The sequence below is a fragment of the Natrialba taiwanensis DSM 12281 genome, assembly GCF_000337595.1.
GTDB lineage: Archaea > Halobacteriota > Halobacteria > Halobacteriales > Natrialbaceae > Natrialba > Natrialba taiwanensis.
In genome coordinates, this window is record NZ_AOIL01000012.1 from 19,941 (window position 1) to 33,737 (window position 13,797).

Here is a 13,797-nt window from a genome sequence, read left to right on the forward strand (position 1 = left end):
CCGTTCGCTCCTTGAGGGTAGCGTGAGACCGAAGGTCTCACGGACCATGCGAACGGGCGCTTCGCGCCCGTGAGCAGATGGGGCTTCCTGTTTCCATGACGTTGTCAGACTGTGTCTGACAGCCCGCCAGACGGAGTCTGGCGAACGCGCTTTGCAGGAACCGAATCGGTTCCCGTAGGGAGCGCAGTCTCCGCAGGCGTTCGAAAATCGCTTTGCGATTTTCGCAGCCCATCAGAATCGCTCTGCGATTCTGAGGACGTTGATTCGGGACAGCCCGTCCCTACTTGCTTCAGACCGCGTACCAAGATGTTGTAGGCCGCGTTCCAGTCCCTGTCCGCCGTGAACCCGCNGGCACGAGTGCTCGCGAACCCACAGTGGTTTGTCCGTCTCGACGCCACAGGCCGCACACTCTTTGGTCGTTCCGGCCGGATCGACGGCCACTTGTGTTGTTGAGTTCGAAGCCGGTTTGACTGTACGTGATCGAGCGGTATTCCTGCGGGCCTTTCCACTTGAGTTCGCCAACGCGGTAGCCATTGTCCTTCCGGCCCTTCAGTGTTGAGAAGGTGTCGTACAGCTGCTGTACGACTTTCTGCAGCACTTTCGAGTGGACTTGTTTGAGGTCGGTCCACCAGTTCTTGAGGTCGGGAAGGACTGACTGCTCGGAGTATGCCGAGGTTCCGTTCTCTCGGTTGAGTCGGTGCAGAAAGTGGTTGGAGACCTGTCTGCAGGTATCGACAGTCCACGCTAACTGTTCGTGGAGTTCGTCGGTCGGGTTGAGCCGATACCAGTAGTTGTAGCGCATAGTCTACTCGTTTTCGTCGGTTGGATCGGTGACGCGGACGACTTTGACAGTGGCACCTCGCCACCGCTTGGGAACGAGCACGTGAGCGCCGTTGCCGGTTGGTTTGACGTCGGCTTCGTGGACTTCGTGCCCTTCGACCTCGTATCGATCCATTACCAATGTTTACACTACGTAGAAACATAANCCGGTTGGTTTGACGTCGGCTTCGTGGACTTCGTGCCCTTCGACCTCGTATCGATCCATTACCAATGTTTACACTACGTAGAAACATAAGGCTACTGATAGCGTTGGTCTGCGGGCCTGCTGTAGAACAGTGCAAGAAACACGAGCGGCGTTGACGAGACGCTCCGCGTCTCGTTCGCGCACGAGAGTTCTGCTCTCGTGAACGCTGTATCCCCTCCCTGCTCGTGCCTTCGGGCGTCGTCAGAAATCGTTGATTTCTGACTGCCAATCAGAACGTGTCGCGTTCTGATGACGCTCGCTGAGGAAGGGGCAGTANAATCGTTGATTTCTGACTGCCAATCAGAACGTGTCGCGTTCTGATGACGCTCGCTGAGGAAGGGGCAGTAGCGCCTCGATTTAGGTAAATTTCTTTGCGCCCCCGGGAGAACGCGGAGACGATGCCTTCGAACCACGCCGACCCATGCGAGAGGAACTATCCGTCGCGCACACGTGGAGGAAACCGATGACTGACACGCGAACCATCAAGGACCGAATCGTCGAAAGCGGCGTCATCGCCGTCGTTCGCGGCGTCGACGAGGAGCAAGTCGTTCCCGTCTCGCGCGCGCTCTACGAGGCCGGCGTCGACGCCCTCGAAATCACGGCTGATGGCACCCGCGCCGCCGAGATGATCGCCGCCGTCGACCGCGAACTCGCGGACACCGACGCGATACTCGGTGCCGGAACCGTCCTCGACGCCGCGACGGCCCAGTCCGTGATCGACGCGGGCGCGACGTTCGTCGTCTCGCCCTCCACCAGCCCCGAGGTCGTTCGCACCTGCAACCGCCACGGCGTCCTCTCCGCACCGGGCGTCATGACGCCCACCGAGGCCGTCACCGCGATGGAGGCCGGCGCGGACGTGCTCAAGATGTTCCCCGCCTCGACGGTCGGCCCCGGCCACATCAGCGCACTCAGCGGCCCGCTCGGCGATGTCGACATCATTCCGACCGGCGGCGTCTCGGCGGACAACGTCGACGAGTTCTTCGACGCCGGCGCGGTTGCGGTCGGCGCGGGCGGAGCGATTCTCGACGCGGACGCCATTGACCGCGGCGATATGGACCAGGTTCGAGCGACCGCCGAATCGTTCGTCGCCGCCGTCGAGGACGCCCGCAACAACTGACCGTCGAGACCTCCCCGCCGTTCTGAACTCGTTTTCTCCCCTCCGAGACACCCGCTTCGTCTCCCGTTCGCGCTCGGAGTCGGCGATAAACGGCCCAAAACGGTCCAATAACCTCCCGTCCGGATACTGCGGTTCTTTTGTCCCTTCCTACCAGCTCGTTACTGTTGGTCCTGCACCGCTGTTCAAAAACTGCTGTTGCCAATCAGGTATTGCCTGTTTCTGACGAATCTTCAGCCGCTTCGGGCGTACCGAGCCGCAGCGAATACTAGTTAAGAGACGGGACAGTCACGGTATACAGAATGCAGCGCCGAGCGTAGTATGGTCAGTACCGGGATCCGATCGTATCCGCCCGAACAACCCCCTCACAGGCCGTTACTCGCCGTAGTCAGGAAGTGAGTGACGCTACACCGGCCGCCCATTAATATAATGAAAATTATATTTACTGGCGACGGTCGACTCCTATTCAAGGATTTACTACTGGAGAGGTAAATTTTTATTTCACCGGTTCCCAGAGTCGGGTATGAAAGCGATCGCTGTCGAACCGGGTGCTGGGGAGCCTGCTCTCGTCGAGCGGCCCCGTCCCGAACCCGAACCGGGAGAAGCGCTCGTGCGCACGCTTCGCGTCGGGATCGACGGGACCGACCACGAAGTAATCGCGGGCCATCACGGAAACCTGCCCGCGGGCGCGGACCGACTCGTCCTCGGCCACGAGGCCGTCGGCGTCGTCGAAGAGCCAAACGGCACTGAACTCGACGCCGGCGAGTTCGTCGTGCCGACCGTCCGTCGTCCGCCGGGTCGCTCCAACGAGTTCTTCGAGCGCGGCGAGCCGGATATGGCACCCGAGGGCGAGTACTTCGAGCGCGGGATCGTGGGCGCACACGGGTTCATGGCGGAGTACTTCACTAGCCCCGCCGAGTATCTCGTTTCGATCCCGCCTGAACTCGCCGAACTCGGCTTTCTCGTCGAACCGATCAGCATCACCGAAAAGGCCATCGAGCACGCCGTCGCGACACGCTCTGCGTTCGACTGGACCCCCGAGACGGCGCTCGTCCTCGGTAACGGCCCGCTCGGGCTGCTCACGCTCGCGATGTTCGAATCGGTCCTCGACATCGACCGAACCTACTGTCTCGGTCGGCGGGATCGCTCCCATCCGACCGTCGAACTCGTCGAGGATCTCGGCGCGACCTACGTCGACTCCCGCGAGACGCCGGTTTCGGAAATTCCTGACGCCCACGAAGCCGTCGATCTGGTCTACGAGGCGACCGGCCACGCCAAACACGCCTTCGAGACGGTCGACGCGCTCTCACCCAACGGGGTCGGCGTCCTGCTCGGCGTCCCCGAACCCTGGGAGTTCGAGGTCGACGGCGGCCGCCTCCACCGCGAACTCGTCTTGCACAACAAGGCGCTCCTCGGTACCGTCAACTCCCACCGCGGCCACTTCGAGGCCGCCATCGACACGCTCTCGCAACTCCCCGAATGGTTCACCGACGAACTCGTCACGGGCGTCTACGGTCTCGACGACTACACGGCAGCATTCAAGGACGGCGACGATATCGTCAAAACTGCGGTCGAGTTCGACGCGCCGGCGGGCGGCTTCTGAGTGGGACTCGTGAACCCACCACGGATTCAAAACAATTACTACCATAGGTGTAAGTGGGGTTTCTATGGGAATCGATTACTCGCAGCTTCACGACCCGAACGCCGAGTACACGATGCGCGAACTCTCGGCGGAGACGATGGGCGTTACCCGAGAACGTGGGGGCGGCCGCGACGTGGAGATCACGGACATCCAGACGACGATGATCGACGGCAACTTCCCGTGGACGCTCGTACGAATCTACACGGACGCGGGGACCGTCGGCACCGGCGAGGCCTACTGGGGCGCGGGCGTTCCGGAACTGATCGAGCGCATGACGCCGTTCCTGCAGGGCGAGAACCCGCTCGACATCGACCGGCTCACGGAACACCTCGTCCAGAAGATGTCCGGCGAGGGCTCGATCGGCGGCGTCACCGTGACCGCAATCGCGGGAATCGAAGTCGCACTCCACGACCTCGCGGGGAAAATCCTCGACGTGCCGGCCTACCAGTTGCTCGGCGGCAAGTACCGCGACGAGGTCCGCGTCTACTGCGACTGTCACACCGAGGAGGAGGCCGACCCCGACGCCTGCGCCGACGAAGCCGAGCGTGTCGTCGAAGAACTCGGCTACGACGCCCTGAAGTTCGACCTCGACGTCCCCTCGGGCCACGAAAAGGACCGCGCGAACCGCCACCTTCGCGAACCCGAGATCGAACACAAGGCCTCGATCGTCGAAGCCGTCACCGAACGCGTCGGCGACCGCGCCGACGTGGCTTTCGACTGCCACTGGACGTTCTCCGGCGGCTCCGCCAAGCGTCTCGCGGAACGCCTCGAAGCGTACGACGTCTGGTGGCTCGAAGACCCCGTTCCGCCGGAAAACCACGATGTCCAGCGGGAGGTCACGCAGGGGACCACGACGCCGATTACCGTCGGCGAAAACGTCTACCGCAAACACGGCCAGCGCCGCCTGCTCGAAGAGCAGGCCGTCGACATCATCGCCCCCGACATGCCCAAGGTCGGCGGCATGCGCGAAACGCAGAAAATCGCTGACTTCGCCGACCTCTACTACGTACCCGTTGCGATGCACAACGTTTCCTCACCCGTCGCGACGATGGCGAGCGCCCACGTCGGCGCGGCGATTCCGAACTCGCTCGCCGTCGAGTACCACTCCTACGAACTCGACTGGTGGGCGGACCTGGTCGAAGAAGACATCATCGAGGACGGCTACATCGAAATCCCCGAGAAACCGGGACTCGGCGTCACGCTCGATATGGACGCCGTCGAGGAGCACATGATCGACGGCGACGAACTCTTCGACGAGGCCTGAGACGGTCTGCTGTAGGATTCCCGGCGTACTCGCAAGGCGGGTCGCGGGCAAGACGGGTCGCGGGTCGTCGGCGCTGACTGACCGCAGTCCGTATGAGACACATGCCACTGTCTGGTTTCTTTTTCCGTTCCCGTCCCTGTTCCCGCGCCCGTGCTGGGGCGTGTTTTATCCCCTTCGTCGGGGTGGGACCCCCACGACGATGCAACGAGAACGAGAGCGAGAGCGAGCACTTCCGCGACGGCAGTTCCTTCGAACACAGGCCGGCCTGGTCGGCACAGTTGCCCTGATCGGCGGCGGGACCACGACTGTACTGGCACAGGACTCCGAGAACGAATCCGGGTCCGAGACTGGGTCCGACTCCGGAACCGAATCCGAGAGTCCGTACACCGAGATCTACGACGAGAGCATCGACGATGTCGTTCTCGTCGTTGTTGGTGGCACCGGCGACGGCACCGAGACCGAAAACCAGCAGGGCGGGCTCGGCTCCGGATTCGTCGTCGACGACCATGTCATCACCAACGCCCACGTCGTCGGCGAGGCGAGCGACGTCGAACTCCAGTTTCGCGACGAGCAATGGCGAACTGGCTCGGTCGTCGGAGCCGATCCGCACAGCGACATTGCCGTTATCGAGGTCGACGACTTCCCCGACATCGTCAACGGACTCTCATTTGCCGACGACGACCCCGTGATCGGCCAGGAGGTGCTCACGCTCGGCAACCCGCTCGGACTTGACGCCTCCGTCTCACAGGGACTCGTCAGCGGGATCGACCGCTCGCTTCCGAGTCCGACCGGCTTCGCTATCCCCGCCGCGATCCAGACCGACGCGCCGGTCAACCCCGGCAACAGCGGCGGCCCGCTCGTCACTCTCGACGGCGACGTGCTCGGCATCGTCTTCGCCGGTGCCAGCCAGACGATCGGCTTTGCCATTTCCGCACTCCTCGCGGAACGAGTCGTCCCGCAACTTATCGACACCGGGACGTACGAACACGCCTACATGGGCGTCGGCGTCCTCCCGGTCGGGCCACAGATCGCCGAGGCGAACGACCTCGACGAACCGCGCGGCGTACTCGTCGCGGAAACCGTCCCCGATTCTCCCGCCGACGGCGTCCTCGAACCGGTCTCCGAGGAGACGACCGTCGACGGAACGCCCGTCCCCGTCGGCGGCGACGTAATCGTCGCCATCGAAGGCGAACCGATCCCGAACGAGGACCGCCTTTCGACCGTCCTGGCGCTCGACACCTCCCCCGGAGACACGATCGAAATCGAGATCATCCGCGACGGAGACCACCAGACGGTCGATCTCACCCTCGAAGAGCGACCCGAACAAGAGATGCAGACCCCAACACCACCCGAACCGCCCTGAGCAGCCGCTTGCCGAGACGCGGCAGTTGCAAGCGCGCAATTGTCGGCGTCGGATCTGGTGTGACCGATTACCCGACCCATGACCGACATCGGCTACAAACTCATCTGTGAGGAACACGGCCCGAACGAACTCGTCGACTACGCTACCCTCGCCGAACAGTCTGCCTTCGAGTTCGCGATGATCTCGGATCACTTCCATCCGTGGACCTCGACGCAAGGCGAGAGCCCGTTCGCCTGGAACGTGATCGGCGCGATCGCACAGGCGACGACCGACCTCCGACTCGGCACCGCGATCACGTGCCCGATTATCCGCTACCATCCGGCGATCATCGCCCAGGCGGCCGCAACGGCCGGCGTCCAGCTCCCCGGCCGGTTCTTCCTCGGCGTCGGCACCGGCGAGCAACTGAGCGAACACATCCTCGGCGACCGGTGGCCGGAACACGAGGTCCGCCTCGAGATGCTCCGCGAGGCCGTCGACATCATCCGCACCCTCTGGGAAGGGACCACCACGAGCTATCACGGAGACTACTACACCGTCGAGAACGCTCGCATCTACACGCTCCCGGAGGATCTCCCGCCGATTCACGTCGCCGCCGACGGCCCGAAAACCGCGCGAGCCGCCGGCGACATCGGCGACGGCCTCGTCGCCGTCCGTCCCGACGACACCCTCGTCGACTCCTTCGAGACAGACAGCACCGCGGACGCACCCCGCTACGCTGAACTCGACGTCTGCTACGCCGAAGACAAACAGGAGGCGATCGAGACGGCTCACGAGATCTGGCCGCAAGCGGCACTGCCGGGGAAACTAATGTGGGAACTCGCGACGCCCGCTCACTTCGAGCAGGCGACTGAAGCGGTTACGAAGGACGAAATCGCGGAGCTAGTCGTCTGCGGGCCGGATCCCGAAGCGCACATCTCGGCGATCCAGGAGTACATCGACGCCGGCTTCGACCACGTCACGATCCACCAGATCGGGCCGAATCAGGCCGAGTTCGTCGAGTTCTACGAGAACGAAGTGATACCGGCGATCGAATGAGTACCGTGTGTTAGTCAGTTGTCTCCGCTTGATCGTCCTCCTCGTCCTCCTCGTTCTCTTCTTCCTCGCTCGTTTCTTCGAGTTCATCGTCGGCAGCCCCGCCGCGGTCGTCGCGCCGTGGGGCGCTCTGCGAGCCGACTTCGCTGCTCCCGTCGTCGGCTTCGTCGGGGTCGCGGTCGATCCGTTCGAGTTCGTCTTCGATCTCCGCCTCGCGTTCGGATTCGTACTCGTCCGCGCGGTCGGTATCGTCTTCTGCCATGTACCCGGCTTCGTTGTCGAACGGTTTGGACGACAGGCCGTCGAGTGCAACGTGGGACACGAAAGACAAATAAAAGACCCCGCGCTGTGAATAGACAAATATGGACGTTCCCTACGACCTCACCTCGTACGTTCGGGTGTTGAAAATGGCGACGACACCCACCAGTCAGGAGTTCTTCCAGGTATCGAAAATCGCCGGTGCAGGAATCCTCCTGGTCGGATTGCTCGGATTCATCATTGGAGGGATCATGCTCCTGTTGCCGGGCGGTGGTCTCTGATGGGCATCTTCGCTGTCAAAACGACGGCGAGTCAGGAGCGCACCGTCGCGGACATGATCATCAACCGCGAGGAACCCGAGATTCACGCCGCACTCGCGCCGGACTCGCTTACCTCCTACGTGATGGTCGAGGCTGACGGTGACGCCGCCCTGAGCCGCGTCCTCGAGGACATCCCACACGCCCGCAACATCGTCCCGGGCGAGTCGGATATCTCCGAAGTCGAGCACTTCCTCTCGCCGAAGCCGGATGTCGAAGGGATCGCCGAGGGCGACATCGTCGAACTCATCGCCGGCCCGTTCAAGGGCGAGAAGGCCCAGGTCCAGCGCATCGACGAGGGCAAAGATCAGGTGACGGTCGAACTCTACGAGGCGACGGTTCCGATCCCGGTGACGGTCCGCGGGGACCAGATTCGCGTGCTGGACAGCGACGAGCGCTAAGACGACCACTGTCTGGCGCATCTCGTCTCGAATTGCGAACACCTACCAGCACCGCTTTTTCCCGACTGGCACTTCGACTGTCGCGCCGACCCGCTACCGATCTAACTCAGTTGCAATCGCTTCGGTGTCCGCCACATCCTCGATCGCCGACAGCAGTTCCTCGCGCTCGCGAACCTCGGCTGAACTCGCGCCGTACGCGCGGACGTACTCCGCACGACTATGTTCCGTAAAGGCGTGCCGAATCGCGAGATAGCCGTCCGGAACAACCGTCCCACAGACGTTGCACTCACACTGGTCGTGCTCGGTCGCCTGATGGACGACGGCCGATTCGACATCCGCGAAGACCTCGCCACAGCCATCGATTCCACATTCCCAGGCCATTCGTCTTCACGGTGAACTCGAGAGGCCGTCCTAATGGTCTTTTCGCAGTATATGTGATCGCAAACAGACATAGACGTGGCACCGCCAGGGAGCGAGATGGAACTCGTGGAGATCGAATCGGTGGCGACAAGGGCAGAGACGACGAAACCACCGTGAAAAGCCGGAGTCTGATAGTGACAGCCATACACTATTCCGGCCCAGATCCAACCGTTAACCGAGTTCAGAATCAGAATTCATAACTTTTCGGTCGCGAAACGAGGGTATGTGAGCGACGTGAGCGACGGAGTGGCGTCTCGAGTCGACTGTCACACGAAGGTCCTCAACGAGGCTGTGATCGAACGGGCGACCGAGGCAGGGCTCGACGCGATGGTCTATGCACCGCACTTCCGGCGGCTACCGGAGATTCGCGAGATTGCGGCCCGGTATTCGACCGAAGAGCTGTTGGTCATCCCCGCCCGCGAGGTGTTTACCGGCACCTGGACGGACCGGAAACACGTCCTCGCGCTGGGTCTCGAGGAGCCAGTTCCCGATTTCATCTCGCTCGAAGCGGCGATGGCCGAGTTCGACCGCCAGGACGCAACGGTTCTCGTTCCCCATCCCGAGTTCGCCACCGTCAGTCTCACGGCCGCCGATCTGTACCGGTACAAGGAGACGATCGACGCGATCGAGATTTTCAACCCGAAGCATCTGCCCCACCACAACCGGCGGGCGCGGGAACTCGCAACTGAACTCGAGTACCCGCCGTATACGTCGTCCTACGCCCATCTCCCGCGTTCGGTCGGGAGCGCCTACACCGTCTTCGATCGGGCAATCGAAACGGAACGGGACCTCCTCGATGCACTCGACAACGGCGTCTCGCGGCGCGTCGTCTATAAGAACGGCCTGCGACGGTGGCGAACGACGGCGAACGAGTTGCTCCATCTGGGCTATGAGAACACCTGGGAGAAGGCCGACCGGCTGTTTCTCTCCGGCACGGAGCCGACGCATCCGGAACACATCGCATATGACGGCCGGTTCGACGATGCGGCCGTTTACTGACGACGTCGATCGTTTCTCATCGCATCACAGCATCGTTCCGTCCGCTCCTCCTCCACCTCTACGCACTCTCCCCTCCCCCTCTTCCCAGCGCCGCAGTCCAGAGCGTCGATCAGCAACCGGGCAGCGTCTCGCTAACCCGGTCCCAGTGACTGCCGCGCCAGAAATACTGCCCGCACGATTGACAGCGCCAGACCGGGGTGGGCCCCGTCGACGACCGTGACGATCCGTCGTCCCGACCGGCGGCCGACGTTTCGCTTTCGAACACGCCAGGTTCGGGCGCGTACCCCGGCGTCGATTCCGACGGATCAATCCGTTCGAGCCGTCCGTTGCACCGCCCGCAAACGGCCGGCTCCAGCGGGAGTTCGAGTTCGACGCCGGCCTCGTGCAGTTGCGCGAGTTGCTCGTCGACCTCGTGTGCCGTCAAGAGAATCGCGTCCGCGGCACGGTTCGCGAGTTCACTATCCCGCGTCACGATCGTTCGGTTGTCGGCACGAGCGGCGGCGATCACGTCGTCGTCCGCCTCCAGGTTCCGGTCGCCGGCGTAGACGGTGTCGTAGTTACACATTCGGAGGTACGAGACGAGGCCGCCGCACATGGTGTCGAGGAGAAATTGCATGGGCTGTTCGAAAACGGGCATATCCACTCAGTGCAAGAACTCGCGTACCGCCTCGGGTTCCCAGGTGTTGATCACGTCTCCCGGTTCGGCCCACCCGCGGCGGGCCGTGTGAACGCCCCAGCGCATGAACTCGAGCGTCGACGGCTGGTGGGCGTCCGTGTTGATTGCGATCTTCGCGCCCGCGTTGATGGCGGCCTGGACGGCGCTACCCCACAGGTCCAGGCGTCGCGGGTTGCTGTTGACCTCGAGTGCGGTGTCGTGTGCGGCGGCCGCCTCGCCGAGGGTGGTCGCGTCGAAGTCGAGTCCGGAGCGTTCGTTCAGCAGTCGGCCGCTCGGATGGCCCAGTACGTCGACCGCGGGGTTTTCGACCGCCCGAACGAGGCGGTTCGTCGCCCGCTCGGTGTCCTGATCGAGGGCGCTGTGCGTCGAGGCGACGATTACGTCGAGGGCGTCGATGGCCTCCGCGGAGAGGCCGATCTCGCCGTCGGCGTCGACGTTCGCCTCGATACCGGCGAAGACATCGATGTCGTTCGCGGCGTCGACTTCGCGGATCTGTTCGACCTGCTCTAGGATTTCGGTGTCTGATAGTCCCATTCCGCCGACGATACCCGGTCCCTCGGCGTGGTCGGCGAGTCCGAAGTAGTCGTAGCCGCGCCCGTCGGCGGCCTCGACCATCTCCTCGATAGTGTTGTTGCCGTCCGACCACTCCGTGTGGCTGTGGAAGTCGCCGCGGATGTCCTCGCGCATAAGCAGGTCCGGAAGCGTTCCCGCTTCTGACGCCCCGATCTCGCCCCGATCCGTCCGCAACTCGGGCGGCATCCAGTCCAGCCCGAGGGCCTCGTACATCCCCTCCTCCGTCTCGCCCGCCAGCCGGTCGCCGATGCGCTGACTGCCGTCCGTCGCCGAGCCCGACCCGTCGCCGTCGGGGCCGGCGTCGATCTCGCTAACGTCGAACACGCCGTACTCGTTTACCTTCAGCCCTCGATCGATCGCGTAGTTTCGCAGGCTGACGTTGTGGTCCTTGCTCCCCGTAAAGTACTGCAGCGCCGCGCCGAACTCGTCGGGGACGACGACGCGAAGATCCACGCGAATCTCGCCGACGAGGACACTCGCCTTCGCCGGCCCAGACTCGATCTCGCTGTCGACGGAGTCCCACCCGACGAACTGCTCGATGACGGCCTCGTTGTCGTTCGTTCCGACGAGAACGTCGACGTCGCCGATCGTCTCGCGCCACCGCCGGATCGAGCCGGCGACCTCGCAGCGTTCGACTTCCTGGATCCCCTCGAGAAACCCGAGCACGTCGTCGGCGAGCGGGCGCGCCTCGCCGAGCAGCTGGCGCGTCCCGACCTCGCGGGCGAACTCGATGTTGTCGCGGATGTTCTGCTCGGTTTTCGGGCCGAAACCCGAGACCTCTTGTATCTCGTTCGCTTCGGCGGCCGCCTCGAGATCGTCTAGCGTTTCGATACCCAGCTCGTGGTACAGCTTCCCGGCCGTCTTCGGGCCGACGCCCTCGATCCGGGTGATGTCGGCAATGTCGATCGGGAGTTCAGCCTGCAGTTCCTCGAGTTCATCGATCGAACCCGTTTCGACGTACTCGACGATTTTGGTGGCGATCGCATCGCCGACGCCGTCGATGTCTTCGATGGCGTCGCGGTCGCCCGCCTCGACGTAGTCGGCGATCGGTGACGGGTGCGCACGGACGTTTTCAGCCGCACGGCGATACGTGCGCGGTTTGTACTCCACGTCGTCGGCCTCGAGCAGGTCGGCGAACTCCTCGAAGCGGCCGGCGATTTCGGCGTTGGTCGCCATCGCGATCAGCGCCCCCTCCGTGAACTCGCGTCGTCCTCGCGGCCGAGCGCCTGTTTCAGGAACGACATCCAGCGTTTCGTGTCGGCGGCCTGCTTGGCTTGCTGCTCGCGCTCGAGATCCGTCGGGCCGAGGTTCTCGAGGGCGTTCAGACCCCGGTCGATCCCGATGATGCTCTGTGCCAACGCCTCTCCCTCCTCGCGGGTGATGTCGCCTTCCTCGATCGCCTCGATGCGCTCGACGCGTTCCCGTCGGAGGTTGCGTTTCGCCTGCTCGACGCGGTCGCGCTCGCCGGGTGGCACCGTCTCGCGGCGCTTGATCTCGAAGACGAACGTCCGGAGGTCGATCTCCTCGCCCTGGACCGTGATCGTCTCCGGAATGTCCGCGCCGACGGTCGCACCCTCGCGCTCGACGCGCTCGAGCAGTTGCTTGCGCTCGAACTCTTGCACGTCTCAGTATGGGGCTCGCGGCGCTAAAAATGTACAGTCCGGTCAGAACTCCCATACTGCTCTCGTCATGCACTCGTCAGTCACACGAACCCCAAACCCCTTAGCGACGCCGTGCATACCCCCATCAATGGCTACGTGCGACGTGTGTGGGAAAGACGAAAACATGCCGTACAACTGTCGGCACTGTGGCGGCACTTATTGTGCCGACCACCGGCTGCCAGAGAACCACGATTGTTCCGGCCTGCAAAACTGGAACGATCCGAGCGGCGTCTTCGATAGCGGCTTCGACGAGAGCGTCAACGGCGGGACAAGCACGTCGAAGAGCGCGAGTTCGCGCGTTCTCGACGCCCTCCCGATCGATACCGGACCGGGCGGGCCGCTCGCGTACTTCCGCGGGAACATGACCTACACGTTCCTCGCGTTGATGTGGCTCACGTTCCTCGCTCAGTGGCTCACGCTTCTCATCGGGGGTGGGGCCCTCCACCGAACGTTGTTCGTGCTGACTCCCCAACATCCCGAATACGTCTGGACCTGGGTAACCTCGGTATTCTCTCACAGTCCCGGTGATATATTACACATCGTGTTCAACAGCATCGTGATATTCTTCTTCGGCCCGCTCGTCGAGCGCTACGTCGGGTCGCGGAAGTTCGCGGCGCTGTTTATCGTCAGCGGTGCCCTGGCCGGACTCAGCCAGGTTGCCATCCAAATCTATCAGGGGCCGGTCATCCCGGGCGTTGGCGGCGTCCTCGGTGCCAGCGGCGCAGCCCTCGCGATCATGGGCGTGCTCACCGTCCTGAACCCGAAACTCACCGTCTACCTCTACATGATCGTCCCAGTCCCGATCTGGCTTCTCACGGCCGGGACCGCGATTATCAGCGTCTTCTTCATCGGTCTCGGTACGAGCGGTGCTGGAAACGTCGCCCATGCCGCCCACCTCGTCGGTCTCCTCGTCGGCCTCGCCTACGGCGAGTACGTCAAACGAACCAAAACCGTCCGCACGTCGGGTCAGTTCAGACTCGGCGGTGGCGGACCGGGTGGCCCGGGCGGTCCAGGCGGGCCCGGCGGTCGTCGGCGCTTCTAACGGATCTCTCC

At 63.3% G+C, this 13,797-nt stretch carries 15 protein-coding genes and 1 pseudogene; 9 read left to right on the forward strand and 7 right to left on the reverse strand.

Going from position 1 to position 13,797, the window contains the following annotated elements; all coding sequences use genetic code 11:
* Nucleotides 1-433: 433 nt before the first annotated feature.
* Nucleotides 434-802: pseudogene (locus C484_RS25105) on the reverse strand (helix-turn-helix domain-containing protein); the annotation flags it as partial.
* A 3-nt stretch (nucleotides 803-805) separates the two neighbouring features.
* The gene (locus C484_RS22790) at nucleotides 806-955 is read right to left on the reverse strand and encodes a DUF2080 family transposase-associated protein (protein ID WP_006824376.1); all 150 of its coding nucleotides are present in this window, start codon (nucleotides 953-955) and stop codon (nucleotides 806-808) included.
* Between the two features lie 532 nt (nucleotides 956-1,487).
* On the opposite strand from C484_RS22790, the gene C484_RS02355 reads away from it, so the two are divergent.
* From C484_RS02355 to C484_RS02375, 5 genes are all read left to right on the forward strand, one after another.
* Nucleotides 1,488-2,141: a bifunctional 4-hydroxy-2-oxoglutarate aldolase/2-dehydro-3-deoxy-phosphogluconate aldolase gene (locus C484_RS02355; protein ID WP_006824377.1), complete on the forward strand. Its 654-nt coding sequence runs from the start codon at nucleotides 1,488-1,490 to the stop codon at nucleotides 2,139-2,141.
* 520 nt (nucleotides 2,142-2,661) lie between these two features.
* On the forward strand, nucleotides 2,662-3,741 hold the full coding sequence (locus C484_RS02360) for a glucose 1-dehydrogenase (RefSeq protein ID WP_006824378.1): 1,080 nt from the start codon (nucleotides 2,662-2,664) through the stop codon (nucleotides 3,739-3,741).
* Nucleotides 3,742-3,805: 64 nt separating this feature from the next.
* Nucleotides 3,806-5,044, forward strand: a complete 1,239-nt coding sequence (locus C484_RS02365) for a mandelate racemase/muconate lactonizing enzyme family protein (RefSeq protein ID WP_006824379.1) — start codon at nucleotides 3,806-3,808, stop codon at nucleotides 5,042-5,044.
* Between the two features lie 199 nt (nucleotides 5,045-5,243).
* A complete protein-coding gene (locus tag C484_RS02370; RefSeq protein WP_006824380.1) occupies nucleotides 5,244-6,407 on the forward strand; it encodes a S1C family serine protease in 1,164 nt (387 codons plus the stop codon).
* A 78-nt stretch (nucleotides 6,408-6,485) separates the two neighbouring features.
* Nucleotides 6,486-7,442, forward strand: a complete 957-nt coding sequence (locus tag C484_RS02375) for a TIGR03557 family F420-dependent LLM class oxidoreductase (RefSeq protein ID WP_006824381.1) — start codon at nucleotides 6,486-6,488, stop codon at nucleotides 7,440-7,442.
* Between the two features lie 10 nt (nucleotides 7,443-7,452).
* On the opposite strand, the gene C484_RS02380 is transcribed toward C484_RS02375, so the two are convergent.
* Nucleotides 7,453-7,761 carry a hypothetical protein gene (locus tag C484_RS02380; protein ID WP_006824382.1) on the reverse strand — a complete coding sequence of 103 codons (309 nt, stop codon included), beginning with the start codon at nucleotides 7,759-7,761 and terminating at the stop codon, nucleotides 7,453-7,455.
* A gap of 40 nt (nucleotides 7,762-7,801) precedes the next feature.
* Here C484_RS02380 and C484_RS02385 point away from each other — a divergent pair, with 40 nt between their 5' ends.
* Entirely contained in the window at nucleotides 7,802-7,978 is a 177-nt protein-coding gene (locus C484_RS02385) for a protein translocase SEC61 complex subunit gamma (RefSeq protein ID WP_006108780.1), read from the forward strand.
* A complete protein-coding gene (locus tag C484_RS02390; protein ID WP_006824383.1) occupies nucleotides 7,978-8,415 on the forward strand; it encodes a transcription elongation factor Spt5 in 438 nt (145 codons plus the stop codon). The genes C484_RS02385 and C484_RS02390 overlap by 1 nt, the downstream gene beginning before the upstream one ends.
* Before the next feature lie 93 nt (nucleotides 8,416-8,508).
* On the opposite strand, the gene C484_RS02395 is transcribed toward C484_RS02390, so the two are convergent.
* Nucleotides 8,509-8,796, reverse strand: coding sequence for a DUF7565 family protein (locus C484_RS02395; protein ID WP_006666485.1), 288 nt, complete (start codon nucleotides 8,794-8,796; stop codon nucleotides 8,509-8,511).
* 264 nt (nucleotides 8,797-9,060) lie between these two features.
* On the opposite strand from C484_RS02395, the gene C484_RS02400 reads away from it, so the two are divergent.
* Nucleotides 9,061-9,834, forward strand: a complete 774-nt coding sequence (locus C484_RS02400) for a PHP-associated domain-containing protein (protein WP_006824384.1) — start codon at nucleotides 9,061-9,063, stop codon at nucleotides 9,832-9,834.
* Between the two features lie 109 nt (nucleotides 9,835-9,943).
* Here the strand turns inward: C484_RS02400 and C484_RS02405 are convergent, their stop codons facing one another.
* From C484_RS02405 to C484_RS02415, 3 genes are read right to left on the reverse strand one after another with little or no spacing between them, the layout of a single operon-like run.
* The gene (locus C484_RS02405; RefSeq protein WP_006824385.1) at nucleotides 9,944-10,450 is read right to left on the reverse strand and encodes a Mut7-C RNAse domain-containing protein; all 507 of its coding nucleotides are present in this window, start codon (nucleotides 10,448-10,450) and stop codon (nucleotides 9,944-9,946) included.
* 27 nt (nucleotides 10,451-10,477) lie between these two features.
* Entirely contained in the window at nucleotides 10,478-12,259 is a 1,782-nt protein-coding gene (polX, locus tag C484_RS02410) for a DNA polymerase/3'-5' exonuclease PolX (protein WP_006824386.1), read from the reverse strand.
* A 5-nt stretch (nucleotides 12,260-12,264) separates the two neighbouring features.
* The gene (locus C484_RS02415; RefSeq protein WP_006824387.1) at nucleotides 12,265-12,705 is read right to left on the reverse strand and encodes a DUF5788 family protein; all 441 of its coding nucleotides are present in this window, start codon (nucleotides 12,703-12,705) and stop codon (nucleotides 12,265-12,267) included.
* A 127-nt stretch (nucleotides 12,706-12,832) separates the two neighbouring features.
* Between C484_RS02415 and C484_RS02420 the strand changes: the two genes are divergently transcribed.
* Nucleotides 12,833-13,786 (forward strand): rhomboid family intramembrane serine protease, encoded by a 954-nt coding sequence (locus tag C484_RS02420; protein ID WP_049914984.1) that lies wholly within the window; start codon nucleotides 12,833-12,835, stop codon nucleotides 13,784-13,786.
* Nucleotides 13,787-13,797 lie beyond the last annotated feature (11 nt).

Excerpts from the sequence above, each read along its gene's own strand:
- C484_RS22790 (WP_006824376.1), bottom strand. The coding sequence starts at position 955 with ATGGATCGATACGAGGTCGAAGGGCACGAAGTCCACGAAGCCGACGTC.
- C484_RS02355 (WP_006824377.1), top strand. The coding sequence starts at position 1,488 with ATGACTGACACGCGAACCATCAAGGACCGAATCGTCGAAAGCGGCGTC.
- C484_RS02360 (WP_006824378.1), top strand. The coding sequence starts at position 2,662 with ATGAAAGCGATCGCTGTCGAACCGGGTGCTGGGGAGCCTGCTCTCGTC.
- C484_RS02365 (WP_006824379.1), top strand. The coding sequence starts at position 3,806 with ATGGGAATCGATTACTCGCAGCTTCACGACCCGAACGCCGAGTACACG.
- C484_RS02370 (WP_006824380.1), top strand. The coding sequence starts at position 5,244 with ATGCAACGAGAACGAGAGCGAGAGCGAGCACTTCCGCGACGGCAGTTC.
- C484_RS02375 (WP_006824381.1), top strand. The coding sequence starts at position 6,486 with ATGACCGACATCGGCTACAAACTCATCTGTGAGGAACACGGCCCGAAC.
- C484_RS02385 (WP_006108780.1), top strand. The coding sequence starts at position 7,802 with ATGGACGTTCCCTACGACCTCACCTCGTACGTTCGGGTGTTGAAAATG.
- C484_RS02390 (WP_006824383.1), top strand. The coding sequence starts at position 7,978 with ATGGGCATCTTCGCTGTCAAAACGACGGCGAGTCAGGAGCGCACCGTC.
- C484_RS02395 (WP_006666485.1), bottom strand. The coding sequence starts at position 8,796 with ATGGCCTGGGAATGTGGAATCGATGGCTGTGGCGAGGTCTTCGCGGAT.
- C484_RS02405 (WP_006824385.1), bottom strand. The coding sequence starts at position 10,450 with ATGCAATTTCTCCTCGACACCATGTGCGGCGGCCTCGTCTCGTACCTC.
- polX (WP_006824386.1), bottom strand. The coding sequence starts at position 12,259 with ATGGCGACCAACGCCGAAATCGCCGGCCGCTTCGAGGAGTTCGCCGAC.
- C484_RS02420 (WP_049914984.1), top strand. The coding sequence starts at position 12,833 with ATGGCTACGTGCGACGTGTGTGGGAAAGACGAAAACATGCCGTACAAC.